Source organism: Aminobacter sp. MET-1, from assembly GCF_026521175.1.
GTDB lineage: Bacteria > Pseudomonadota > Alphaproteobacteria > Rhizobiales > Rhizobiaceae > Aminobacter.
In genome coordinates this window covers 59204-82360 of the sequence record NZ_JAMSHL010000190.1, presented here as the reverse complement: position 1 = coordinate 82360, position 23157 = coordinate 59204, and the positions used below count along the sequence as shown (strand labels likewise).

General features: G+C 62.3%; 24 protein-coding genes and 1 tRNA gene. 5 read left to right on the top strand and 20 right to left on the bottom strand.

All coding sequences use genetic code 11. From position 1 onward, the window contains the following. Positions 1-66: 66 nt before the first annotated feature. Positions 67-699 (top strand): XRE family transcriptional regulator, encoded by a 633-nt coding sequence (locus NDO48_RS30035; RefSeq protein ID WP_318762264.1) that lies wholly within the window; start codon positions 67-69, stop codon positions 697-699. A 376-nt stretch (positions 700-1075) separates the two neighbouring features. On the opposite strand, the gene NDO48_RS30030 is transcribed toward NDO48_RS30035, so the two are convergent. Further along, positions 1076-1150: transfer RNA gene (locus NDO48_RS30030), tRNA-Gln, on the bottom strand. Between the two features lie 119 nt (positions 1151-1269). Next, positions 1270-1605: a VOC family protein gene (locus NDO48_RS30025; protein WP_263007814.1), complete on the bottom strand. Its 336-nt coding sequence runs from the start codon at positions 1603-1605 to the stop codon at positions 1270-1272. Between the two features lie 206 nt (positions 1606-1811). Between NDO48_RS30025 and ppdK the strand changes: the two genes are divergently transcribed. Then, positions 1812-4478, top strand: a complete 2667-nt coding sequence (gene ppdK, locus NDO48_RS30020; RefSeq protein WP_263007813.1) for a pyruvate, phosphate dikinase — start codon at positions 1812-1814, stop codon at positions 4476-4478. 71 nt (positions 4479-4549) lie between these two features. Here ppdK and NDO48_RS30015 read toward each other — a convergent pair whose 3' ends face one another. Further along, a complete protein-coding gene (locus NDO48_RS30015; RefSeq protein WP_263007812.1) occupies positions 4550-5503 on the bottom strand; it encodes a GSU2403 family nucleotidyltransferase fold protein in 954 nt (317 codons plus the stop codon). Between the two features lie 190 nt (positions 5504-5693). Next, a complete protein-coding gene (locus tag NDO48_RS30010; RefSeq protein WP_263007811.1) occupies positions 5694-6413 on the bottom strand; it encodes a hypothetical protein in 720 nt (239 codons plus the stop codon). 169 nt (positions 6414-6582) lie between these two features. Here NDO48_RS30010 and NDO48_RS30005 point away from each other — a divergent pair, with 169 nt between their 5' ends. Next, entirely contained in the window at positions 6583-8220 is a 1638-nt protein-coding gene (locus tag NDO48_RS30005; RefSeq protein ID WP_267322045.1) for a fatty-acid--CoA ligase, read from the top strand. Between the two features lie 134 nt (positions 8221-8354). Beyond that, entirely contained in the window at positions 8355-9173 is an 819-nt protein-coding gene (locus NDO48_RS30000) for a DUF1499 domain-containing protein (protein WP_263007809.1), read from the top strand. Positions 9174-9175: 2 nt separating this feature from the next. Here the strand turns inward: NDO48_RS30000 and NDO48_RS29995 are convergent, their stop codons facing one another. Beyond that, complete coding sequence (locus tag NDO48_RS29995; RefSeq protein WP_263007808.1) at positions 9176-10084, bottom strand: MBL fold metallo-hydrolase; 909 nt, start codon at positions 10082-10084, stop codon at positions 9176-9178. A gap of 178 nt (positions 10085-10262) precedes the next feature. On the opposite strand from NDO48_RS29995, the gene NDO48_RS29990 reads away from it, so the two are divergent. After that, positions 10263-11618 carry an IS1182 family transposase gene (locus tag NDO48_RS29990; RefSeq protein WP_267322046.1) on the top strand — a complete coding sequence of 452 codons (1356 nt, stop codon included), beginning with the start codon at positions 10263-10265 and terminating at the stop codon, positions 11616-11618. Positions 11619-11747: 129 nt separating this feature from the next. On the opposite strand, the gene NDO48_RS29985 is transcribed toward NDO48_RS29990, so the two are convergent. The 15 genes from NDO48_RS29985 to NDO48_RS29915 all read right to left on the bottom strand — a co-directional run bounded on the left by NDO48_RS29985 (position 11748) and on the right by NDO48_RS29915 (position 22957). After that, complete coding sequence (locus NDO48_RS29985; protein ID WP_267322047.1) at positions 11748-12356, bottom strand: DUF7146 domain-containing protein; 609 nt, start codon at positions 12354-12356, stop codon at positions 11748-11750. After that, a complete protein-coding gene (locus NDO48_RS29980; RefSeq protein ID WP_267322048.1) occupies positions 12356-16696 on the bottom strand; it encodes a strawberry notch-like NTP hydrolase domain-containing protein in 4341 nt (1446 codons plus the stop codon). Before NDO48_RS29980 ends, NDO48_RS29985 begins: the two co-directional genes overlap by 1 nt. 172 nt (positions 16697-16868) lie before the next feature. Continuing rightward, on the bottom strand, positions 16869-17180 hold the full coding sequence (locus NDO48_RS29975; protein WP_267322049.1) for a hypothetical protein: 312 nt from the start codon (positions 17178-17180) through the stop codon (positions 16869-16871). Further along, positions 17177-17413, bottom strand: a complete 237-nt coding sequence (locus NDO48_RS29970) for a hypothetical protein (protein WP_267322050.1) — start codon at positions 17411-17413, stop codon at positions 17177-17179. Before NDO48_RS29970 ends, NDO48_RS29975 begins: the two co-directional genes overlap by 4 nt. Positions 17414-17427: 14 nt before the next feature. Then, positions 17428-17682 carry a hypothetical protein gene (locus NDO48_RS29965; protein WP_267322051.1) on the bottom strand — a complete coding sequence of 85 codons (255 nt, stop codon included), beginning with the start codon at positions 17680-17682 and terminating at the stop codon, positions 17428-17430. 17 nt (positions 17683-17699) lie between these two features. Then, the gene (locus NDO48_RS29960) at positions 17700-17888 is read right to left on the bottom strand and encodes a hypothetical protein (RefSeq protein WP_267322052.1); all 189 of its coding nucleotides are present in this window, start codon (positions 17886-17888) and stop codon (positions 17700-17702) included. Positions 17889-17899: 11 nt separating this feature from the next. Then, on the bottom strand, positions 17900-18148 hold the full coding sequence (locus NDO48_RS29955; protein ID WP_267322053.1) for a hypothetical protein: 249 nt from the start codon (positions 18146-18148) through the stop codon (positions 17900-17902). Positions 18149-18172: 24 nt separating this feature from the next. Then, on the bottom strand, positions 18173-18526 hold the full coding sequence (locus tag NDO48_RS29950) for a hypothetical protein (protein ID WP_267322054.1): 354 nt from the start codon (positions 18524-18526) through the stop codon (positions 18173-18175). A 9-nt stretch (positions 18527-18535) separates the two neighbouring features. Continuing rightward, a complete protein-coding gene (locus tag NDO48_RS29945) occupies positions 18536-18907 on the bottom strand; it encodes a hypothetical protein (protein ID WP_267322055.1) in 372 nt (123 codons plus the stop codon). 32 nt (positions 18908-18939) lie between these two features. Then, on the bottom strand, positions 18940-19380 hold the full coding sequence (locus NDO48_RS29940) for a hypothetical protein (RefSeq protein ID WP_267322056.1): 441 nt from the start codon (positions 19378-19380) through the stop codon (positions 18940-18942). 73 nt (positions 19381-19453) lie between these two features. After that, positions 19454-21541: a ParB/RepB/Spo0J family partition protein gene (locus NDO48_RS29935; RefSeq protein WP_267322057.1), complete on the bottom strand. Its 2088-nt coding sequence runs from the start codon at positions 21539-21541 to the stop codon at positions 19454-19456. Positions 21542-21648: 107 nt separating this feature from the next. Further along, positions 21649-21984 (bottom strand): hypothetical protein, encoded by a 336-nt coding sequence (locus tag NDO48_RS29930; RefSeq protein WP_267322058.1) that lies wholly within the window; start codon positions 21982-21984, stop codon positions 21649-21651. Between the two features lie 76 nt (positions 21985-22060). Further along, complete coding sequence (locus tag NDO48_RS29925) at positions 22061-22270, bottom strand: hypothetical protein (protein ID WP_267322059.1); 210 nt, start codon at positions 22268-22270, stop codon at positions 22061-22063. An 8-nt stretch (positions 22271-22278) separates the two neighbouring features. Next, positions 22279-22704: a hypothetical protein gene (locus tag NDO48_RS29920; protein WP_267322060.1), complete on the bottom strand. Its 426-nt coding sequence runs from the start codon at positions 22702-22704 to the stop codon at positions 22279-22281. After that, entirely contained in the window at positions 22697-22957 is a 261-nt protein-coding gene (locus NDO48_RS29915; RefSeq protein ID WP_267322061.1) for a type II toxin-antitoxin system Phd/YefM family antitoxin, read from the bottom strand. The genes NDO48_RS29920 and NDO48_RS29915 overlap by 8 nt, the downstream gene beginning before the upstream one ends. Between the last annotated feature and the right edge of the window lie 200 nt (positions 22958-23157).

Genomic DNA, 23157 nt, shown 5'->3' with positions numbered 1-23157 from the left:
GCCCCTTTACATCAGACCCGCTCCGTGGGGTTCCTTCGGGGCGGGGCTGTCGCCGGCAGGAAAGTCGTGTCGGTTCCGCTGCAGCAGGACCCGCACGCCGTTCGCGCGCCTGGGGAGAACGGGCTGCAGGCGGCGATCGGCCGGGAGGTGCGGGCCTGTCGCAAACGCCATGGCATGACGGCCAGCGAGCTTGCGGGCGCCGCAAACATCTCGGTCGGCATGATGTCGAAGATCGAGAACGGCGTCATCTCGGCGTCGCTGACCACATTGCAGGCGCTGTCCCAGGCGCTCGGCGTGCCGATGACCGCGCTGCTCAGGAGCTTCGAGGAAGAGCGCAGCGCGGTGTTCGTCAAGGCGGGCGCAGGCGTCGGGGTCGAGCGGCGCGGCACCCGGGCGGGCCATCAATACAACCTCCTCGGCTATATCGGATCCGGTTCCAGCACGGTGTCGGTCGAGCCCTACCTCATCACCCTGGCCAGCGACACCGACACCTTCCCGCTGTTCCAGCACCCGGGGATGGAGTTTCTCTACCTGCTCGAAGGCGAGATCACCTACCGGCACGGCACGAACCTCTACCATATGACCCCCGGCGACAGCCTGTTCTTCGAAGCCGACACCCCGCACGGCCCGGAGCGACTGGCCCGGCTGCCGATCCGCTTCCTGTCGATCATCGCCTACCCGCAGGGCGGAGAGGATTGACGAGGGATGCCTGGCGCCAAGGTGGCGGCCATCCGTTCAGCGGCATTGCCAGCGAGGACTCTTAGGTCCTGGGACAGTGCGCGCATCTGGATGTCTCCTATCCTGATCACCGCGCCGGAATGCGGAATTGGCAAGAAAAATTCTGAAACTAGGTAACAAAATCATATAGTTATTTAAATAGCTCAAGGGCGCGAAGAGCCAGAATTAGGCCGCATTCTGATGGCCGAGATCGTGTTGGATGGCCATCGGAACGCTGTCCGTGGCCGAGCCAGGCGATAGGCATCATCCGGGCCGAGAGGGCTCCCCGGAATTCTTGCCTATCTTAGATTGTCTTCGCCAGAAATCCATGAATGGTCTCAATGGCTTGCGAATGCAGTGGCTGGGGCGCCAGGATTCGAACCTGGGAATGTCGGTACCAAAAACCGATGCCTTACCGCTTGGCGACGCCCCAACAGGCCGCGGGCCGACAAGTATCTAGCCGCAGGCGAGTCAATCGACCGCCGCCTTATATTCAGTGCGCGGCAAAAGCACAATCGCGCCTTTGCCGCTTTTCCTCCGCCAAAGTGCCGACTATTCGCCCCACACGGCAAGCTCGTTGCCTGCGGGATCGACGAAGTGGAAGCGCCGGCCGCCGGGGAACGAGAAGATCGGCTTGACGACGGTGCCGCCGGCGTCCTCGACCGCGGCGAGCGTTTGTTCCAGCGCCTCGGAATAGAGGATCGGCAGCGGCTTGGCCGATACTTCGGCCTGGAAGCCGCCGTCGAGGCCTTCGGCAAAGGCTGAATAGCCCGGGCCGTAGTCGGTGAAGGTCCAGCCGAAGGCTGCGCTGTAGAAGGATTTGACATGGTCGAGCGTGCCGCCGACCGCTGCCATTTCGATGTAGTCGAGTTTGCCCGTCTTTCGCATTGTCGTCTCCAGGAATTGTTCTCGATATGTTCTATATGAGGTAGATGGCTGCCGCAAGCTTCCCCGTCGGTCGCTCCATTAATCGATTGTAGGACATCAGGTGGCGGAACTGCGCCTTGCCTTTCGCAGCGCAGCATCATATCGCTGCCGCGAGAAGCGGGCGGCGGCCACCGCCCTGTTCCACACTCAGTCGGCGAGGAGAAGGCATGACCAAGTGGGTTTACAGGTTTGGCGACGGTGCGGCGGAGGGGCGTTCGAGCGATCGCGACCTGCTCGGCGGCAAGGGGGCGAATCTCGCCGAGATGTGCAGTCTCGGCCTGCCGGTTCCGCCCGGCTTCACCATCACCACCGCCGCCTGCAACTGGTTTTATGCCAATGGCCGCAGCTATCCCGAGACGCTTGAGGCAGATGTCCGCACGGCTCTCGACCATGTCGGTGCGATCACCGGCCGCCGCTTCGGCGATCCCGAAAGGCTGCTGCTCGTCTCGGTGCGCTCGGGCGCCCGCGCCTCGATGCCGGGCATGATGGACACCGTGCTGAACCTTGGCCTCAACGACGTCACCGTCGAGGCGCTGGCCGCCGATGCCGGCGACGCGCGCTTTGCCTATGACAGCTACCGCCGCTTCATCACCATGTATTCCGACGTCGTCCTCGGCCTCGAACACGAGGTCTTCGAGGAACTGCTCGAAGAAGAAAAGGCGCGTCTCGGCTACGAACTCGACACCGAGTTCACGGCGGTGCAGTGGCAGAATGTCATAAAGCTCTACAAGGCCAAGGTCGAGGAAGAGCTCGGCCGCTCCTTCCCGCAGGACCCGCACGAGCAGCTGTGGGGAGCCATCGGCGCGGTGTTCCAGAGCTGGATGAACCACCGCGCCATCACCTATCGCCGCCTGCACGACATTCCCGAGAACTGGGGCACGGCGGTCAACGTCCAGGCCATGGTGTTCGGCAACATGGGCGACACCTCGGCGACAGGCGTTGCCTTCACGCGCAACCCGTCGACCGGCGAGAAGATGCTCTATGGCGAGTTCCTGGTGAACGCGCAGGGCGAGGACGTGGTGGCCGGCATCCGCACGCCGCAGAACATCACCGAAGCAGCACGCATCGCCGCCGGTTCCGATAAGCCGTCGCTGCAGAAGCTGATGCCGGAAGCGTTCAACACTTTCGTGGCGATCTCCAATCGCCTCGAACAGCACTACCGCGACATGCAGGACCTCGAGTTCACCATCGAGCGCGGCAAGCTGTGGATGCTGCAGACCCGTTCGGGCAAGCGCACCGCCAAGGCAGCGCTGAAGATCGCCGCCGAGATGGCCGGCGAGGGTCTGATCACGAAAGAAGAGGCGATCGGCCGGATCGATCCATCGTCGCTGGACCAGTTGCTGCATCCGACGATCGACCCCAAGGCGCAGCGCGAGGTCGTCGCCGTCGGCTTGCCGGCGTCGCCAGGGGCCGCCACCGGCGAGATCGTGTTCTCGTCCGACGAGGCCGAGGAACTGAAGTCGGCCGGGCGCAAGGTCATCCTCGTGCGCATCGAGACCAGCCCCGAGGACATCCATGGCATGCATGCCTCCGAAGGTATCCTGACGACGCGCGGCGGCATGACCAGCCACGCGGCTGTGGTTGCCCGCGGCATGGGCAAGCCTTGCGTCTCCGGCGCCGGTTCGCTGCGCGTCGACTATCGCGCCGGCACGCTGATGGCGATGGGCCACACCTTCCGCAAGGGCGACATCATCACCATCGACGGCTCCAGCGGCCAGGTGCTGAAGGGCTCGGTGCCGATGCTGCAACCGGAGCTTTCCGGCGACTTTGCCGCGATCATGGAGTGGGCCGATGCGGCGCGGCGCATGAAGGTGCGCACCAATGCCGAAACGCCGGCGGATGCGCGCATGGCGCGCTCCTTCGGCGCCGAGGGCATCGGCCTGTGCCGCACCGAGCACATGTTCTTCGACGGCGACCGCATCGTCGCCATGCGCGAGATGATCCTCGCCGACAGCGAGAAGGACAGGCGCACGGCCCTTGCCAAACTGTTGCCGATGCAGCGCTCGGACTTCATCGAGCTGTTCGAGATCATGGCCGGACTGCCGGTGACGATTCGCCTGCTCGATCCGCCGTTGCACGAATTCCTGCCCAAGACCGAGGAAGAAATCGCCGAAGTCGCTGAAGCGATGAACGTCTCGGCCGACAAGCTGCGCCAGCGCACCGAGGCGCTGCACGAGTTCAACCCGATGCTCGGCCATCGCGGCTGCCGTCTCGCCGTCTCCTATCCCGAGATCGCCGAGATGCAGGCCCGCGCCATCTTCGAGGCGGCGGTCGAGGCCGGCAAGAAGACCGGCAGCCCTGTGGTGCCGGAGATCATGGTGCCGCTGGTCGGCCTGATGAAGGAACTCGACTACGTCAAGGCGCGAATCGACCAGGTTGCCAAGAGCGTCATGCAGGAATCGGGCGTCAACATCGACTACCTCGTCGGCACGATGATCGAGCTGCCGCGAGCGGCGATCCGCGCTCATGTGATTGCCGAGGCGGCCGAGTTCTTTTCCTTCGGCACCAACGACCTGACGCAGACCACCTTCGGCATTTCGCGCGACGATGCGGCCTCGTTCCTCGAGACCTACCGCCAGAAGGGCATCATCGAGCAGGATCCTTTCGTCTCGCTGGACATCGAGGGCGTCGGCGAACTGGTCAAGATCGCAGCCGAGAAGGGCAGGGCGACAAGGCCCGAGATCAAGCTCGGCATCTGCGGCGAGCATGGCGGCGATCCCGCCTCGATCCGCTTCTGCGAAAGCGTCGGGCTGGACTATGTCTCGTGCTCGCCGTTCCGCGTGCCGATCGCACGATTGGCGGCCGCGCAGGCAGCGGTGAAGGCGCAAAGGTAGCAGTCGCTGCTATCAACTGGTTGATTCTTCTTGGTTATACCCAATCCGCGTATTGGGCATAACCAACTGCATCAGGTGATTTCGCCAAGCAGGCGGTTGATTTCGGGCCGTTGCTTGAGCGATGCCGTGATGGCCTCGCGCCACTTCATTCCGCTATTCAGGGCGATCTCGTAAGCGATTGCCAGTTCCTGCGGGCGATCTTCGACCAGGACGCGTACCAGCGTTTCGGCTTGAGCCAGGTCTTTTGCAACTTTGGCCAAGCCCGGTCCCGTTCGCCGTTGGGCGACGATCAGTTTGTGCACGGCATAGCGCTCGGGTTTCGGGACCTGAACCAGAACTCCACTTCGATAAAGCGCCACAGCCGGTATCGGCTCCGCGATCAGGAAGTTCAGGAATGGGAGCGTCTGAGCGTAGACGTTCAATGGTTCGAGCCGGACGATCTCACTTTTGCTCTGCATGCGGGGCGCAAGGAAATCGACCATCGCTCCGCCGCCTTTCAAGCGCCACCGCGTAGACCTTCCTTTCGGGTCAGGTCCGGGCGCGGGTTCAAGCGACAGGGATTTGAACGTTTCGGCCAGAGATGGATCAACCGGATCGTCGATTGCCAGTTTGAGATTTTCGAACGCTGCGATGTCGACATCCTGGGTGACGGCTAGCGTACCGGAAAAGGCAAATCCCAGTTCAGCGCCGTAGAGCCGGAACGCATGTGTTCCAACCAGCGTTCCACCCAGCCGAAACACGCCAACTCTCGCCATGGCGTTCAGGATGCTTCCGGTCTGGCGATCAACCGTAGCAAGCCCGGCAGCGCGCAGTTGCGCCACTAGAAGCGCGCAATGCCGTTCAAAGCGCTTGTCGTCTTCGATATCTTCCCGCATTCGAGCGATGCGCTGGCGGAGGTCTTCGCTGTCCGGGCCAATGTAGCGATCGATCGGCTTGTCACCAATTCTTTGCCGTGCGTACCAGTATTTGCCTTGCGGAAGCTCCTTGAGGAACGGAGACCCGGCGATGGTCTTCACGTCGCGCATTCGGTGCGCTTCAAGGAGATCTTGGTAAGCCGTATGAACAGAAAGCGGTAAGCGCATGAGGATACCCTACGGCGATACTTCACATAGGGTATATTAAATACCCCACATCAGCAACTCGCGTAGGGTATCAGGGGTCGGAAAGCCGCCCGGCGACGCCACGCGGACATAGGCGTGCGCTGAGCCGGTCTCTTCAGGCTGCGGCGCGGAACGCCTCGACCACGCCGACATAGGCTTCGGCGAGCTTTGCCAGCGGGCTGGTGCTGCGCGATGCCGATTCGACTTTCAGCTTGCCGCCGCTGACAGGTAGCGAAAGCAGCAGGAACTGGCGGCGCGCGCCGTCGCCGATCGAGGCGGCCGCGACATGCTTGTCTTCGCCGTCGTCGTCGATGCGCATCTTGAACAGCAGGATGCCGCCAACAGCTTCGAGCGCGTCGTCCACGAGTTGCGTGAATTCCTCTTCCGTCACCCCGGTGGCGGCGATTTCCAGGCCTTTGGCAGGTGTTTGTTCTATCGTCGCGTCGTCCGCGTTGCCGGGCGAGAGCTCTTCCGGCGACAGCACGACAGTTTCCGGTTCGTCGGTGAAAACCTCCGCCATCGGCTCCTCCACCTCGGTCGCTGTCGTCTCCGGCGATTGCTCGGCTTCGAATACCTCGGCGAATATCGCGGGTTCGATCATGCCGGGCGTTTCTTCCGCCGACAGTTCGAGAGGTTCCGTCGCTTCCATGACCGGTTCGCTGGCTTCCGCCCGGGAATCAGCTTCGACCTCTGCGTCTTCGACGGGGGCAACCGTCCCGTCGCCGGCCAATTGCACACTGACATCCGCATCGGCCTGCTCAGGCGCAACAGTCTGTTCAGATTGCGTGTCGGTCTGCGGCAGGACTTCGTCCTCCGCGCGCGGCTGCGTATCCATGTGATCCCTCACATTACTCTACCCACCACACCAGCCGGTAATAAAGGTTAACCGGGACCGTGGCCGCAATGTGGCCGCCGACATTTTGCCGGCTCGGCTTGGCGGTGGTCAGGCTGGACAATCGCGCCATTGCGACCAGAATGGTTGCATATGATCTGGGAGGATCCGCATGCTTGGACTGATGCAGGAATGGCCGCTGCTGTGCCACAAGATCATTGACCATGCCGCACGGCAGCATCCGCACCGGGAGATCGTGTCGCGGTCGATCGAGGGGCCCATCGTCCGTACCAACTATGCCGAGTTGCGCACGCGGTCCCTGAAGGTTGCCCAGCGGCTGGAGCGCGACGGCTACCGCCTTGGCGACCGCATCGCGACGCTGGCCTGGAACTCCGCGCGGCACATGGAGGCGTGGTACGGCATCATGGGCATGGGCGCGGTCTACCACACGCTCAACCCACGCCTTTTTCCCGAACAACTCGTCTGGATCATGAACCATGCGCAGGACCAGGCGCTGTTCGTCGACCTGACCTTCGTGCCGCTGGTCGAAAAGATCGCGCCACAGGTGCCTTCGCTCAAGCGCGTCATCGTCCTGACCGACGCCGCCCACCTGCCGCAGACGACGCTGCCCAATGTCACCGCCTATGAGGAGTGGCTGGCCGAGGCCGATGGCGACTACGTCTGGAAGGCGCTCGACGAGCATGCCGCAGCCGGCATGTGCTACACCTCTGGCACGACGGGCGATCCCAAGGGCGTCGTCTACAGCCACCGCTCCAACGTGCTCCACGCCATGATCGCGGTGATGCCGGATGCGATGGGCATTTCGGTGCGCGACGTGGTCATGCCTGTCGTGCCGATGTTCCATGCCAACGCCTGGGGCCTTGCCCAGAGCACGCCGATGGTCGGCGCGAAATTCGTCATGCCCGGCGGCAAGATGGACGGCGCTTCGATCTACGAAATGCTCGACACCGAACGCGTCACCTTCACCGCGGCCGTGCCGACGGTGTGGCTGATGCTGCTGCAGCATCTCGAAGAGACCGGCAAGAAACTGCCGCATCTCAACAAGGTGGTGATCGGCGGCTCGGCCTGCCCTCGCACGGTCACCGAAAAATTCGAGCGCAACTACGGCGTCGAGGTCATCCACGCCTGGGGCATGACCGAGATGTCGCCGCTCGGCACCTTGTGCACGATCAAGCCGGAATATGACGACCTCGAAGGCAACGACAGGCTGAACCTTCAGCAGAAGCAGGGCTACACGCCTTTCGGCGTCGAGATGAAGATCACCGACGACGACAACAATGAGTTGCCTTGGGACGGCAGGACGTTCGGCAGGCTCAAGGTGCGTGGACCGGCGGTCTCCGGCTCGTATTTCGGCGGCGCCAGCGCCGAGCAGTTCGATGCCGACGACTGGTTCGACACCGGCGACGTCGCCCATATCGACATCAACGGCTACATGCAGATCACCGATCGCTCCAAGGATGTGATCAAGTCGGGCGGCGAGTGGATTTCCTCGATCGAGCTGGAAAATCTCGCCGTCGGGCATCCAGACGTCCAGGAGGCGGCGGTGATCGGTGTCAAGCATTCGCGCTGGGACGAGCGGCCGCTGATGGTTGTCGTGCGCAAGCCGGGCAGGGAGCCTGACAAGGCCGACATATTGGCTTTCCTCAACGGCAAGGTCGCCAAATGGTGGATGCCGGACGATGTCGCCTTCGTCGAGGAGATCCCGCACACGGCAACCGGCAAGATCCAGAAGATGGCGCTGCGCGAGAGGTTCAAGGACTATCGGCTGCCATCCGATACCGCAGGGTAAGCAGGTTCATGTGCGGGACGGCGGCAAGCGTCGCCTTTCCGCTTCAACCGCCGCAGGAAACCCTCTAGTTTGCAGCAGCAACTTTCGCCGTGGGGACGGCGGCGCTGCGACACTGCAGGTGGGTACGGGGTTCCATGGTCGAGTTCCAGTCGAGATATCATGAGCAGCGTACCACGCGCTCGGCCGGGCTTTCGCGCGGCATGGCGTCCTTCGCCGCGGTGCTGCTGATCACCGCCGTGCTTGGCCATCGCCGCGGCCTGGTCGAAACCACGGCGTTCTTCTGGGTGCTTGGCATCGTTGCCCTGCTCGCCGCCTTCGCGTTGCTGCTGTCAGGTTTTGCCTTTTCGCGGCTGTGGAAATTTGGCGATCGCGGCGGCCACGACCTGACCGCCGGTGCCTTGCTGGGGCTCGCCGTTCTCACGCCTTTTGGCTTCGTCGCCTATCAGATCGCCACCTTGCCGATGCTGCGCGACATCTCGACAGATGCCGAGGTTCCGCCGGCGTTGACGGCGGCGGTGTCGTTGCGAACGCCGTTGATGAACAGTCTGGAATTGCCCTCGGCAGGCGAGCGCGCCTTGCAGGCCCAGGCCTATCCGCTGGTCGCCGGACGCCGTTACGACCTGTCGCTCGACCGGGTTCTGGAGAGCGTGACGGCGGTTCTGGGACGACAGGGCTGGGAGGTCGTCGTGCCGCCGCCGGCTGCCGAGCAGGCCAGCGGCGAGGTCGACATCGAAGCAGTGGCGCGGACTTTCATTCTGGCCCTGCCATCGGACGTGGCGATTCGGCTGGTCGATGACGGCGATTCGACCTTCGTCGACATGCGCTCCGCCTCGCGCTACGGTCGCCACGACCTCGGCGACAATGCCGCGCGGATCACGGCATTCCTGACCGAGCTCGACCAGGAGATTGCCGCCCAGGCTGGCACGGCAACAACCGCAAAGCCCGAACAATAATCCTATCTTGCCGGCGAATAGACGCTGTCGATCGCCGGCGCTTCGTTGCTGACGGCCTCGCCGCGCCCGACCAGATCTTCGAGATGGGCGAGAACCGAGAGCCCGGCGGCGCCGTAGAGCCGGGGATCGGTGTCGCGATAGATCGCGCGCACGATATCGGGGATCAAGCGGTCCCCGGCGCCAAGCCGTTCGAGGATGGCCTGCTCGCGCATCCTGCGGTGCGCCTGCAGCCCAAGCACGAATGACGGTGGCGACACCACCGGACCGCCATGGCCGGGCAGGTAGATGCGGTCTTCACGCGCGATCAGCTTGTCGAGCGAGGCCATGTAGTCCGACATCGCGCCATCGGGCGGGGCGACGATCGAGGTCGACCAGGCCATGACATGGTCGGCCGAAAACAGGACGCCGGTGCCTTCGAGTGCAAAGGCGGCGTGATTTGCGGCATGGCCGGGCGTCAGCACCGTGCGCATGCGCCAGCCATCGCCATCGACAAGCTGGCCGTCTGCCACGACGAGGTCGGGAACGAAGTCGGTATCGCTGCTGGCATCGAGCGGAGCGACCTCGCCGATCCGCAGCGGCCGTGCCGACCGGTGCGGCCCTTCGGCTACCGTGACCGCGCCGGTCAGGGCCTTGAGGCGCGCGGCGAGCGGCGAGTGGTCGCGATGTGTGTGGCTGACGAATATATGGCTGACAGGCCGCCCGGCGATGGCGCGGATCAGCGCCTCCAGATGGGCGTCGTCGGCTGGGCCGGGATCGAGGACTGCCAAGGTGTCATGGCCGATGATGTAGCTGTTGGTGCCGTGGAAGGTGAAGGCGCCAGGATTGTTGGCGGTTATCCGTGCGACGCCCTCGGCGACCGGGACCGGCTGGCCGTAGGCGGGATCGAAGCGTGTGTCGAGGTCGAGGGACATGGCCGGCCGATATCTGTGAGTTCGAGGAGCCAGTGGCAAATTCGTTTGCCGCTTAGCACGGAAGACAATATAGGGAAAACCACGACTGACGTGTCTAGGAGTCCGTCGGGCTTTGCAGTCTTCCGGACGATGACGCCATCCGACACAATCGTGGCAGTCCAAACAAGAAGGCGAACCGATGAGCCGATTCGTTCCCGTTGACCGAGACACTGCGTACCTGTTGCCGCCGTCGGTGGATGAATGGTTGCCCAGTGATCACCTGGCGCGCTTCGTGGTCGAAGTCATCGAGCAGCTCGATCTGAGCGAACTGACGCGCCAATACGCGGGCCGAGGCTCGGCCGCACACCACCCGGCGGTGCTGCTGGGCCTGCTGATCTACGGCTACGCCAACGGCGTGCACTCCAGCCGCAAGATCGAGCGCGCGAGCTACGACTCGGTGGCGTTTCGCTACGTGGCGGCCAACACCCATCCAGACCACGACACGCTGGCCACATTCCGCCGCCGCTTCCTGAAGGAGGTGGAGGCGCTGTTCGTGCAGGTGCTGGTGCTGGCGCGCGAGATGAAGCTGCTCAAGCTCGGGCACATCGCGCTGGATGGCACCAAGATCGGCGCCAACGCCAGCAAGCACAAGGCCCTGTCCTGGGCGCACGCCAACAAGATCGAGGCGCAGTTGCGGCGGGAAGTGCAGACCCTGCTGGCGCTGGCGGAGAAAAGCGACCGCGCGGCGATCCCCGATGGCATGGATGTGCCGGCAGAGATTGCCCGGCGCGAAGACCGCTTGAGCGCCATTGCGCAGGCCAAGGCCAAGATCGAGCAGCGCGCGGGCGAGCGCCATCAGGGCGAGCAGCAGGAGTACGAGGCCAAGAGCGCCAAGCGCAAAGCCCAGCGCGATGCCGGCAAGAAGCCCCGCGGCAAGGACCCCGAGGCGCCGCAGGCCGGCCCCAAGGACGCCGACCAGGTCAACCTCACGGATGAAGAGTCGCGAATCATGCCCGTCTCGGGAGGGGGCTTCGAGCAAAGCTACAACGCGCAAGCCGGCGTGGACACCGACACGATGATGGTGATCACCGCGCACGTCACGCAGGCTTGCAACGACAAGCGAGAAGTCGTGCCCACGCTGGAGCAGATCCGATCGCTGCCTGCGGTGCTGGGCGAGGTGAAGTCGCTGATCACGGACAACGGCTTCTTCAGTCAGGCCAACGTGATCGCCTGCAACGACGCCGGAGTCGAACCGCTGCTGGCGCTCAAGAGAGAGTCGCATCACACGCCGCTCGCGCAGCGCTTTGCACCCGATGCACCGCAGCCCCAGTCGACGGACCCGGTGGTGCAGATGGCACACCGACTGGGCACGCAAGCAGGGAGGACGTTGTACGGCCGGCGCAAGCAGACGGTAGAGCCGGTGTTCGGCATCATCAAGAGGGTGATGGGCTGGCGCCAGATGAGCATGCGCGGGCTGGCCAAGGCCCAGGGCGAATGGAGCTTGGTGACCATGGCCTGGAACATCAAGCGCATGCACGTCTTGCGAGCAGCTTGAGGGAAAAAGTGCGCCTCGATCACCCCAAAACCGAGTCCCTGGACGGCTCGATGCGCTCTCACGGGGGCTCGCCATCCATCGAGAGCACTCACTCAGCGCAATGCCGTCCAAAAAAACGCCTCGCACCGATTATTTGAATTCGCTTGGGCTCAAGTCCGACGGACTCCTAGCATCGATCCAGGTGCGAGCGCAGCCCGTCACGGTCCCATCATTGTCGGTGATGGCGGCTAGCAGGGCCGGCAGCTGGTGGCGACGATTGGCGCCGTCGAGAAAATAGACGCTGTGGTGATAGCGCAGAGCCGGGCCGAAGCGGCTGATGCCGCGATTGCCGAGATAGCGGTGCGCCGGCGTGTCGGTGATTGGCCGGCCGAGCGCAAACAGGCGTTGGCCGGCGGGACGCGAGTGCGAGGTCGCATGAGAGGCGGGTGACGTTGGCATCGGTGCGGACCCGAGAAATGATCGGGCCTCGTCGGCGATTTTCGACCAATCGTCGGAGGTGACGTGAGCCCGCAACACGTCGAGCAGATCGCCAAAGGTGCCCTCGGAATGATCGGACCATTTGCCGGCAACGCGTTGTCCGGATGGCTTGAGGCGGATGGCAAGCGAACGGCCGGGATCGCCATGGATATTGCCGATCATCCAGTAATTGCCGACACGCCGGCCATTGGGGAGATAGTGGCGGCAGAACGCCTCGGCATTGTTGCCGAGTGCGCGCGCGAGATCCTGTGCGGTTGCCATTATGCGGCCTCCTGCTTGTCGGGTTGATGTTCGCGCAAGACGCTGCCGAGAACAACCAGATCGTCCATCGGGATGAAGAGACGCGTCTTCCACGAGATGATTTCGGTGAAGCAACCGAGTGCCTTGTAGCGGGCAAGGTCGTTGGCCTGGACGCCTGATATTTCGATGCGTGGCCGACCCATGACATAGGCCTTCTGTAGAGCGATACCTCCCGGAAGCTTGATCCGGGAGGTCTGGGTCTTGAGGGCCTGAAGCAGGGTTTCCGGCGTCCAGTTGATTGTCCCGATGATGCCGAGTGAATCATAGACATGCATGAGCTGGTGATCGTGGACGAGACGGCCGATGACCGTTTCGCCGTTGGAAGCGGTCAGCCGATAGACCAGGCAATCGATATTGGGCAGTGCGTTCCAGATTGGCAGAAGCAGGCCGCAAACGAGTGTAAAGCGGCGTGAGGAAAACTCGGGGATCGTCGCAAGCTCGCGATTCCAGGCTTTTTCGAACACGTCCGGTTCGGTGATGATCCAGCCTTCGTCGGTAATCTCCTTGGACGTGAGGCGCTGCTGCGACATTGGGCGGTAGAGACGCAGGCAACGATGCACCTTGCCTTGCTCGTCGGTGTAGGACGTGGTGTCGTGCGCGACGGCTGCACGCCCGGTCTTGGGCTCTATGAGCTGGACGGCGCTGTTATAGCCGGAGACGATCTGGTGTGCCTGGTCGAGCGACAGCGGGCTGTTACGCGTGGTCTCATTGATGGTCAGCGCATAGCTTTGCGCCCCGGTTTTCGGGTGCGTGTAGATGACCTTGCGCTCGATGATGTCGAAGTTTTCGGCAACGAGCGTTTCGAGGCCGATATTGTAGGTGCCGGCGCGTTTGGCGCTTTCGACCGTGTCTTCCAACAGACCCATGAACACGTCGAACAAGCGGTTTTGCATGTCGATGCGCAGGGCAAGGCAGCGATTGAGAAACTGAGAGATCGGCGGCAGTTCCTCTTTGAGCGTCCCGTCGCCGTCGATGATGTTGAGGCCGGTCATGGCGATGAAATCGTCAAGCGAGCAGTCTTCGACATTGCCGCGATAGATCTGCTGGAAGAATTTGAGCAGGGCGGCGCGCGCATAGTCGCTTTCGAGATTGTCTTCGGCGCGGAATATGCCTTGTCCGCCGGTCTGGCGTTGGCCCTTGGTGATCGCGCCAAGGGTGTCGAGACGCCGCGCTATGGTGGACAGGAAGCGCTTTTCGCCCTTGATGTTGGAGGCGACGGGACGGAACAAGGGCGGCTGCGCCTGATTGGTGCGGTTGGTGCGGCCGAGACCCTGGACGCCGTTATCGGCGCGCCATCCTGCTTCGAGCAGGTAATGGACCCGCAGACGCTGATTCTTGACGTTGCGATCGGCGTGGTAGGAGCGGCCGGTGCCGCCGGCGTCGGAAAAGATGAGGATGCGCTTATCGTCGTCCATGAAGGCGTGGGTTTCGGCAAAGCCGGATGATGCAGGCCGGCGCTGCAGGGCGAAGCGGTCGGTGTCGCACTTGACGACACGGCGGCTGCGGCCAGTGATCTCGGCGACATTCTCGATGCCGAAATGCCAGAGCACCTGGTCGAGCGCACCATTGACCGGGGGGAGGGCGGCAAGATGTTCGATCAGGGCGTCGCGGCGTTCGACCGCTTCCTGACATTCGATCGTGTTGCCGTTTTCGTCCTGGGCGATACGTGAGCGCAGATTGCCGTTCTCGTCGGTGTAGGGCTCATAAAGCGCGGTCGGAAACGAATGCATCAGGTAGTCCAGGACATATTCGCGCGGCGTGATGTCGATGGTCAGGTCATCCCACTGGCTGGCGGGGATTTCGGCGAGACGGCGGCTCATGAGTGCTTCGCCGGTGGAGACGAGCTGGATGACGGCGGCGTGGCCGTCCTCGATGTCCTTGTTGATCGCGTCGAGCAGCGTTGGCGCTTTCATCGCGGTGATGAGGTGGTTGAAGAAACGCTGCTTGGTGCTTTCGAAGGCGCTGCGCGCTGCGGATTTGGCGTGGCGATTGAGGGTGCCTTCATCGGGATCGGTGATGCCGGCTGCTTCGAGCGCCCGTTCCAGGTTGTTGTGAATGACTTGATAGGCGTCGGCATATTTGTCGTAGATTTCGCGCTGCTCGTTGGTGATTTCATGCTCGAGCATTTCGTATTCGACGCCGACGAATGACAGCGAGCGGGCGATATAGAGGCCGAGTGACTTGAGGTCGCGCGAGATGATCTCCATGGCTGCGATGCCGCCGGCTTCCATGGAGGAGACGAATTCGATGCGTGATTTGAACGGGAATTCGCCGGTGGACCACAGACCGAGACGCACGGCGTAGGCGAGGTTGGTGACAGTGGTCGCGCCGGTCGCGGAGGCGTAGACGATGCGGGCGTGCGGAACGGCGTTCTGCAGGCGAAGGCCGGCGAGACCTTGTTCTGAGGGTTTGGTGTCGCCGCGACTGCCGGTCGAGCCGGCGGCATTTGCCATGGCGTGAGCTTCGTCGAAGGCGATGACGCCGTCGAAGTCGTCGTCTTCAGCCTCAAGCCAATCGAGAATCTGGTCGAGACGGCTGGATTTCATCTTGTCGCCATCCTGTTTTTCCGCGGTGCGCAAGGTGGCATAGGTGACAAACAGAATTGCCGGTTTGGCGCTGATCGGGGAGCCTTGCCGAAAGCGGGCAAGGGGTACGATGTCCGACGCTGCGCCGCCGAGTGCGGTCCAATCACGCACGGCGTCTTCGATCAGTTTATCGCTACGCGAGATCCAGATATGCCGGCGACGGCCGGCGAGGAAATTGTCCATGATGATGCCGGCGATCTGGCGGCCTTTGCCGCATCCGGCGCCATCGCCGAGAAACCAGCCGCGGCGGATGGTGAAGGCTTTGTCGTCATCGTCGCTGGCGCGGATGATCGAGCCTTGGTCGTCACGGGAGAATTTGCCAGGCAGGAAGGTCGCGTGCGCGTCGCCGGCATAGATGACGCTTTCGAGTTGCGGTCCGGAGAGAAGACCCTCGGTAAGCACGCGCGATGGCAGTGTCGGCCGATGCGATGGTACTGGCGCGGCGACAGACGCCATGGCGGCTGACTGGACGAGGTCCGTCGGATGAGCTTGTGCGTCGGTGATGTCGATGGTCTGGACGCTATAGGGCTCATAGATTGCGGTTGTCGTGGTTGCGGCCGCTGTCGAGATCTGGCGCGCGGTGTAGTCGATGCGGACAGTTTCGGCCTTGTCGAGCGGATGACGCGCAGCTTCGACCTTGGCGGCGCGTGCCTTGCGCCGGGCTTCGTCGCGGAGGCTGTGGGCAGTCGTGGATGGCCGGGAAGGAGATAGGGAAACGGCGGCCGGCGCGATTGCGGAGCGTGGCGGGCAATCGGCGATGACGCGCTCGAGGAGATCACGGCAGCTGCTGGCCGGATCTGTGTAGTTGATCGTCTCGGACGTGATGTCGTCGACCTTGTCGATGATGGACAGGCGTGTCTCGGCCGTGGTGCCATGGCGCGCATAGAGAGCGCCGGAAATCGGCGTGGTGAGACGCAAATGCGCCTGTCCGACGATTGACTGATAGAAGGGCCGGCCAAGGTCGGTGTTCGGGGCAAAGCCTGAGCCGGTGATGGCAACGAGGCGACCGCCGGGCTGAAGGCGGGCCAGTGCCGAGCGAATGTGGTTTGCTGTCGCCGACTGATAGCGGCCGACGACGTTTGCCGCGACCGAGAAGGGCGGGTTCATGATCACGACGCTCGGGCGGATCGACAAATCGAGCCGATCATGGATGGTCGCGGCATCGTGGTGGGTGACGGTCTGGCCGAACAGCGAAGCGGCGAGGACGGCGCGATCGTGGTCGAGTTCGTTGATGGCGAGGCGTGCGCCGGCGATGCTGGCGAAGACGGCAAGCAGGCCGGTGCCGGCGGACGGTTCGAGCACCAGGTCACTGGTCTCGATAAAGGCGGCATAACCGGCGATGTAAGCGAGAGGCAGTGGCGTCGAGAATTGCTGCAGGCGATTCTGATCCTCGGAGCGCCGCGTGTGGCTGGGCATGAGCGCGAACAGGCGCTCGTGCAGAGCGAGTTCGGCAAAGCGGCATTGGGTCTGCTTGCGGATACGGCGGCCGAATTTGCGCAGGAACAGGACGGTGGCGCATTCGAGCGCGTCATAGGCGTCCTTCCAGACCCATGCGCCGGTAGCGTCGCTTGCGCCGTAGGCGGCTTCCATGGCTATGCGCATCATGGTCGTCGTGATCTGAGTGCCTTTTTCGAGTTCGACGAGCAGCAGTTCAGCTGCGGCAAGTATGGGAGGAGCGGCGACGGTGGCGCGGGGGAGCGCGGTTGAAGGCTGCATGGGGGGTCTCCAGTGAAGGGATGGGGCTTTCGCCTTCTTGCGAAAGCCAATGTTTTCCGGCCGGTCCTCTGTCTCTGAGCGGCGGCCGGGGGGTGCTGCGGTTGCAGAAATGAAAACCGCGCGAAGCGTGGCTTCGCGCGGCGTTCCGGGCAGGAGGTGGGGGGAGGGCCGGTTACTCGGTCTGGATACGGTTCCAGGAAGCGCGGCTGTTATGGTGTGCGATCGCTTTACGCACGGTCACGATGAGCTCCGCATTCCTGAAAGAAAGGCCGTGACAATGGGCGGTCCAGATGCCCTGGGCTTGATGCAGGAACATGGTCAGGCGGACATTGTCCTGCTCGTCGACAAGTTCGATGCGGCAGGTGTTGTTTTGCAAAGCGGTGTAGCGGCCGCGTTTGCCGGACTGGCGGGAGAGGGCGATCGCAGCGATGGCTTCGTCGTCTGCGATGGACTCGGTCCGGACATGATTGCGATGGGTCGTCATGTGCGTTCCGCTCCTTTAATTTCGTCGTCGCTCAATTGGTGGACACGGCGATGATAGGCGCTGTTCCAGGCATTGAGAATCTGCATCACTTCGTCATGCGAGCGGCCCGGGAGCAAGTCGTTGACGACGATGCTTTGGGCCGGAGCTTTGCGCCAGCCGGTGCCGGCATAGGCGGCTTCGGCGCTGGAGACGGCGTCGGCCTCGATGGAGGCGAGAGCATCCGCGAGAGACATGGTGGATCCTTTCATCAAAAGGGGAAGTCCCAGATTTCGTCTGGTTGGAGAGGCAAGGGCCGACGTTGGGAGAATGGGCTGTCGCCGACGCGTATGACGACGAATGAATCGTCGCCGTGATTATCGAAGTCACGTGTCTCAAGCCTGCCGGCGATCTTGTGGGCTAGCCTTTCATGAACGTAGGTCATGGGCAGGAGTTTTGCCTTGTGACCAGTGAGCCCGTCGGTGCTTGGGCAGTAGATCGGGATGATGCGGGCGATCTGATACATTTTGCCGGCTCCTTTGATCAGGGTTCTCGCAGAGGCATGCCGATGACATGGCCGGTGCGGTTCATTTCCTCATGCCAGAAATTGGCCTGGCGCTTGGCTTCGGCCTCGGTATCGAAGAGGGCCGTGGCGGTGACAGCGCCTGACATGGATTCGACGTAGACCATCCATTGCGCGCAGAAGCGGTCGGGCGGAGCGATGTGGACCATGACCAGCCTCTTCAGGTCGACAGAATGGAGTAGGCTTCCGGATCCTCGTAGCGGAGGACGATCTCGCCATTCTGCAGGCCGCCCCACATGGGGCCGTTCATGCCGCTTATTTTCGGCTGGTCGCGAAGTTCAGGGCGAACGCGGTCATTCTTGTTGTAGCCGGTGATGCTGCGACCGTGTTTGGCGACAAGTCGATCGATATCTGTGTCGGTCGAGACATCAAGATCGCCGTCGACGGCGATGACGAATTGAAAGAGCATGATGGTTCTCCGTGGTAACAGCTCTCAGCCGCTGATCATGATGATGTCGAAATCGGGGGACGGCTCGTTGATCCGCAGCCGTAGTCGAAGAAGTTCGATGGCGGTGCGTTGTCGATCGATCTTGCGACGCAAGGCGTCGATTTCGGGCCTGCGGGCCTCAAAGACGGCGTCCACGCAAGTCTGGTAGTGGCGCTCGTCCGCCGGCGTCCAGGTGGTTGCGTGGCGGCCGTACTGGCGGACCTTTGGCCGATCATTGATGGTGAGGCGTTCGGCCTGCTTGAGGATCTGGCGATCGATGATGCGCAGATGCTCGCAGTTCTGACGGCAGGCTGTTTCCATGTGGCGGAGCCGTATGCGATCGGGGAGGAAGGTGCGCATGATGGGCTCCTACTCGTGATCGATGATGGGGCCGACATGCGACGGCGGCATGTTGTGGATTTCGGCGCCGGCGCGACGGTATGCGTCGAAAACAGCGTAGAGCGGCGCGTAGGAGTGAGCGCGCCATGGATGTGGGTCGGCGTCGCGGCCGACAGCGATCATGGGTCCGCGTGAGGCGATCGCGAAGATGACCGACGGATCGACGTCAGAGGCGTCGCAGACGGGCAGGCCTGAGGCGATGGATTGGCGCTTGACCGCGTCCGGCTGATAGCCGGAGAGGGTGCCGTTGTCATAATTGAGGCAAAAGCCGCCACGGTTGATGAACATGTGTCCGCCTTCGGACGAGAGGGCTTTTGAGATCCAGGGGGTTGGGTCGAACATGATGGAACTCCGGAAAGAGAGAGGAAGCGCTGTCACGCGCGTTGGCGGACGGTGTCGCTATTAGGTGCGAGGTGGCGTTGAGCTGCTTCAGCCACGCCTTTGGCCGTCGATCGCCATTGGCCGAACCAATCGACCAGGTCGGCGCCCGGGACCACGTCATCGCAGTCGAATTGCGGCCATGCCTCGATGGCGGCGTTGAGGGTGGCGAGCAACTGATGCGTGGAGAGGACGATACCGTCCTCGCCGGCGAATTCGTCAGGGACGGTTTCGGCGGCGTTGCCATAGGCGGCGTCAGCACCTCGCCAGACGCCGGTGATGTAGGTGGAGCCGCTCGACTCGTAATCCTTCTTCTGGTGTTGCCAGTCATCGTCGGCGATGGCCTGACGGCAGGCATGTGCGACGTCACGAGCGACGTAAGTGGTGTGGCGAAAGATCGGTAGGCGATAGGTCGCCTCGACGGTGAAAATGGCCATGATTGTCTCCGGAAAAAGAAAGGGCCGCGATCAACGCGGCCCTGCGGGATGAGGGGAGGGAAGTGGAGGGCGACTATTCGGCCGCTTCCTTCAGGAAGGCGGGAATGTCGCTGTCATCATCGTCGGTCTCGATTTCGTCGTCGCCGATGTCTTCAGCGATGTCGCTGCTGATGTCGTCGTCGAATTCCTCGTCGTTCTCGCCAGTATCGATGTCGATGTCAGCGTCATCGTCGTCATCATCGGTATTGCCGTTGTCGTCCTGGTAGCCGTAGGTGCGAGATTTCTTTTGCTCGAAAAATTCGCCGGTGTAGGCCATGCCTTCCGGCAACCAGGTCGAGGTGCGGGCTGCGGTTTCCTCGTTGAGGCCAGCGGTCTTTTGCGGATCGTCGCTGAAGGCGCTGTCCATTGCCTCGGCGATCTGGGCTTTCTTGTCCTTAGAATGGTCGTCGGCCCAATTTGGTGAGATCTGCTCGGAAGCAACCTTAAGCGCATAGCCCTTCTTGACGCGATTCCAGTAGTGCTCGGCAGTCGGCCGCCAGCACGAAGCGACGTCGACATCCATGCGCTTGCCTATGATTTCGAGAACAGGGTTGGCGTGCGGATCTGTGGAGAGGGATTGATTGACGCCCTGGGCGACGCAGAAGGCGAACAGATCCTGTTTTTCGCGTGGTGAGAGAGCCGACATGGCGTTGAAATCATGCGGCTGATCAAGATTGAGCCACTCGAGGCTCAGCTTGTCCTTGAGCCCCTGCAGCATGGATTCGGCGATTGTGCCGGTGAGCTTCTCCTTCGATCGGTAGACCTCGGCAGCCTTAATCGAGACGTTGAGCGGCTGGCTGGAGTAGGTCGAATAGCCGAACATGCCGACCGCCATTGAGTAGAGCATGGCATCGAAGGCGGTGTTGAAGTCGGCGGAGAGGTGGGCGCGCAGGATCTGGTGGCGAACTGCGCGAATGTCCTCGATGACGGAGATTGTTTCGCCGGCATCGTGGCGGGCGGCATCGGCCGGGTCGCTGGTTGGGGAAGCTGTGGACCTTGAGCTTGTTGGCTCCGGCTTTGTCTTGTCATCCGGGTGGACCAGGCCGGATTCGATTCGAAAGCCGCCAGCAGAGTCCATGGAGACGATAACGCCTGCGAGCGCCATTTGCTCGGCAGAGTAGGCTGTGGTCTCCTGGGCCTCGATTTCGGCTTCGCGATTTTTCAGTTTGGAGAGTTCCTGGTCGAGATCCTCGGTCCAGTTGTCATTGTCGATCTCGTCCATTGCTTCGAGACGGGCCTCAATCGCTTCCTGTTCGGCTGCGAGCTCGGCTGGCAGGAAGGTCTCTGGATAGACACGGCCGTATTCGCGGAACGTATCATAGGCAATGGAGAGCATGACTTCCGCCCATTTCCATTCGGTCTTGAGTTCCTCGGCCTTGGCCTGCAGCTTCTCCATGGCGAGCCGTTCGGCAAGGGCGGGATCGTCGATCATGACGCTGTCGTCGTTGGAGAACAGATCGCGCGTGATGGCGCCGCCGGCGGCTTCATAGGCTTCGAGGCCGATAAAGCGGACTATCGGTGAGGATCCATTGATCTTTGTCTTGGTGAGTGCGCTTTTGATCGACCAGACTGATCCATAAGCGCCCTCGCGCTCGAAAACCTCCTCCTGGCGGGCGTGATCGTCGGTCAGCGTGTAGGCCTTGACCGTGTCGAGATCGATCTCGTCGGCGCGGAAGGACTCAAGGATTTTCGGCGAGAGGCGGGCAAGCCGCATTCGACCTTCGACAAAACGCGTGGTGACGCCGAAGCGGTTGGCGACGGTCTCAAGCGAATGGCCATTCTTGAGCAGCCGGTCGAAGGCGACGAATTCGTCGATCGGGTGCATTTTCAGCCGATGGAAATTCTCGACAAGCGACGTTTCCTCGGCCTGTTCCTTGGTCTCCACAACGCAAGGGGTGCTATAATCGCCGTCGGGAAAGACGATGTTGAGGGCGCGTAGCCGCCTGCCGCCGGCATGGACTTCGAAGCCGCGGCCGACCTTGTGAACGAGCAGATTCTGCTTGAGACCGTTTTCGCGGATGCTGGCAACGAGATCGGAGACGTCGTTTTCAGTCTGGCGCACATTGAGCGTGCTGAGCTTCAGTTTTTTAAGCGGGATATAGACGACTTCGGTGACGTTCATCGTATGGCTCCATGGGTGCCGGGCGGGAGAACCTCTCTCCTCTTGTGGAGCCCGGCATTCCGGGCTCCCGTGCCTCTCGCTTTGGGCTGGAAAGCTTGCGCGGCGTTTCAGATGTGGGATTTGCCCTGGAAGTACGCTGGGCGGGCCGCGATCTCGCGGGCGATGAATTCGTCGGCGAAGAGGGGCGCGATGTGAGTGATGCGTTTTGCGAGATTTCGCCGGCGGGCGGCGGCTTTGCGTTCATCGCTCCAGCGCTTGATCGGTGCGGGCGGCGGAAAGTCGATGCAGATGGCATAGCCGGCGCCTGGTCGCCAAAGTGCCGATACTGAGCTGGGGCAAGGCCTACCGGCCGGCACATCGGCTCTGGCAAGCTCGCGAAGACCAGGGGGAGGGATGTGCGGCAGGCTCCAGCGAAGGGAGTATGTCCATAGGGGTGCGTTCATCGCCGTTCTCCTGAGTGGCGGATGGAAGGTCATCGATTATGAGGGGGCCGATCGTGTCGCCGATCGGCGGCGTGGATTATTGCGGGATACGGCGCTGTTTCAGGTAGGCTTTGAGCTCATCCTGGTTGTCGCGGACCCATTCGAGCGTCTTGAGGACGCATTCGAGGCGGAGCTTGTGTTCGGCCATGATGCTTTCACGGCCGCGGGCGCGCATGGTATCGCGGCCATGTTGCTCGAGGAGTTCACGCACCTCGTCAATCTGGGCATAGATGGAACGTTCTGCCATGGACGAGCCTAGAGACGGTTGACGAGCCGCAGTTTGCGCTGTCGCAAGGCGTCGGCGAGTTTGATGAGGACCTGGCGCATGAAAGCGCGGCTGAAGCGGCCGAATGAGACAACGAGGGGATCATAATCGATCGGCTCGACGTGAAACGACGACGACAGTCTGTCGGTATTTCCTTCGTCGAGCAGGATCCAGCACGGCTGATCGCCCTTGAGCTTCAGCCGCCGGCGTTCTGTTTCGGGAACCTTGATGGCAAGTCGGTCGGAAGTAGGCAGCTGTCGAGTCAACGGGAACAGGACGACGTCGCCATGTTTGGAATTCAGGGGGACCACGATGCACGCGGGTCGTGGCTTGCGGCCGGCAACTTCGCCTTTGTCGTGTTGCCTGGCCCAGAGGAAGTAGTAGGAGATGACAAGGCCGGTTTCTGGCTCAACCATCCTTGCCATCCTCGCGGTCGTATTGATCCGCCAGCGCGATGAGCCCGTCGGCGACATCGTCTGGAATGGTGTCGAGTGTAAAGGCCTGACGATGATCGTCGGTCTGTTGACGGCGTAAGGCGTTATAGTCGTCGATGCTCATGAGAACGAACCTCGGTTTGCGGTGATGGGTGATAAAAACAGGGCTGCGCCGGGCGGCGTCAGTGACGTCGCCAATGTGCTTGTTGAGGTCTGCGGTGGTGAAGTGGCGCATTGAAGCCTCCGAACGGTCCTGAATATCCATTATATCCATATTTTTGGCCATTTGAAGGACTTTCATGCCGCGGCGCCGCGTGCATCGAGTGCGTTGTCGTCCCGCCTTGTAAGATCGGCCAAGGCGATAAAACGCTTCTGATCGGCCGGCGCGCGTTTGACGCGAAAGTCTCCGTCGACGAACGCCAGAACCGAACGAGA

Bases quoted from the DNA above. Each gene is read 5' to 3' on its own strand.
- NDO48_RS29955 (WP_267322053.1), bottom strand. From the start codon at position 18,148: ATGCTCTTTCAATTCGTCATCGCCGTCGACGGCGATCTTGATGTCTCG.
- NDO48_RS30015 (WP_263007812.1), bottom strand. From the start codon at position 5,503: ATGCGCGACGTGAAGACCATCGCCGGGTCTCCGTTCCTCAAGGAGCTT.
- NDO48_RS29935 (WP_267322057.1), bottom strand. From the start codon at position 21,541: ATGAACGTCACCGAAGTCGTCTATATCCCGCTTAAAAAACTGAAGCTC.
- NDO48_RS29970 (WP_267322050.1), bottom strand. From the start codon at position 17,413: ATGTCTCTCGCGGATGCTCTCGCCTCCATCGAGGCCGACGCCGTCTCC.
- ppdK (WP_263007813.1), top strand. From the start codon at position 1,812: ATGACCAAGTGGGTTTACAGGTTTGGCGACGGTGCGGCGGAGGGGCGT.
- NDO48_RS30005 (WP_267322045.1), top strand. From the start codon at position 6,583: ATGCTTGGACTGATGCAGGAATGGCCGCTGCTGTGCCACAAGATCATT.
- NDO48_RS29975 (WP_267322049.1), bottom strand. From the start codon at position 17,180: ATGACGACCCATCGCAATCATGTCCGGACCGAGTCCATCGCAGACGAC.
- NDO48_RS29925 (WP_267322059.1), bottom strand. From the start codon at position 22,270: ATGGCAGAACGTTCCATCTATGCCCAGATTGACGAGGTGCGTGAACTC.
- NDO48_RS30025 (WP_263007814.1), bottom strand. From the start codon at position 1,605: ATGCGAAAGACGGGCAAACTCGACTACATCGAAATGGCAGCGGTCGGC.
- NDO48_RS29920 (WP_267322060.1), bottom strand. From the start codon at position 22,704: ATGGTTGAGCCAGAAACCGGCCTTGTCATCTCCTACTACTTCCTCTGG.
- NDO48_RS29915 (WP_267322061.1), bottom strand. From the start codon at position 22,957: ATGCGCCACTTCACCACCGCAGACCTCAACAAGCACATTGGCGACGTC.
- NDO48_RS29990 (WP_267322046.1), top strand. From the start codon at position 10,263: ATGAGCCGATTCGTTCCCGTTGACCGAGACACTGCGTACCTGTTGCCG.
- NDO48_RS29960 (WP_267322052.1), bottom strand. From the start codon at position 17,888: ATGGTCCACATCGCTCCGCCCGACCGCTTCTGCGCGCAATGGATGGTC.
- NDO48_RS29980 (WP_267322048.1), bottom strand. From the start codon at position 16,696: ATGCAGCCTTCAACCGCGCTCCCCCGCGCCACCGTCGCCGCTCCTCCC.
- NDO48_RS30000 (WP_263007809.1), top strand. From the start codon at position 8,355: ATGGTCGAGTTCCAGTCGAGATATCATGAGCAGCGTACCACGCGCTCG.
- NDO48_RS29950 (WP_267322054.1), bottom strand. From the start codon at position 18,526: ATGCGCACCTTCCTCCCCGATCGCATACGGCTCCGCCACATGGAAACA.
- NDO48_RS29945 (WP_267322055.1), bottom strand. From the start codon at position 18,907: ATGTTCGACCCAACCCCCTGGATCTCAAAAGCCCTCTCGTCCGAAGGC.
- NDO48_RS29940 (WP_267322056.1), bottom strand. From the start codon at position 19,380: ATGGCCATTTTCACCGTCGAGGCGACCTATCGCCTACCGATCTTTCGC.
- NDO48_RS29995 (WP_263007808.1), bottom strand. From the start codon at position 10,084: ATGTCCCTCGACCTCGACACACGCTTCGATCCCGCCTACGGCCAGCCG.
- NDO48_RS29965 (WP_267322051.1), bottom strand. From the start codon at position 17,682: ATGTATCAGATCGCCCGCATCATCCCGATCTACTGCCCAAGCACCGAC.
- NDO48_RS29930 (WP_267322058.1), bottom strand. From the start codon at position 21,984: ATGAACGCACCCCTATGGACATACTCCCTTCGCTGGAGCCTGCCGCAC.
- NDO48_RS29985 (WP_267322047.1), bottom strand. From the start codon at position 12,356: ATGGCAACCGCACAGGATCTCGCGCGCGCACTCGGCAACAATGCCGAG.
- NDO48_RS30010 (WP_263007811.1), bottom strand. From the start codon at position 6,413: ATGGATACGCAGCCGCGCGCGGAGGACGAAGTCCTGCCGCAGACCGAC.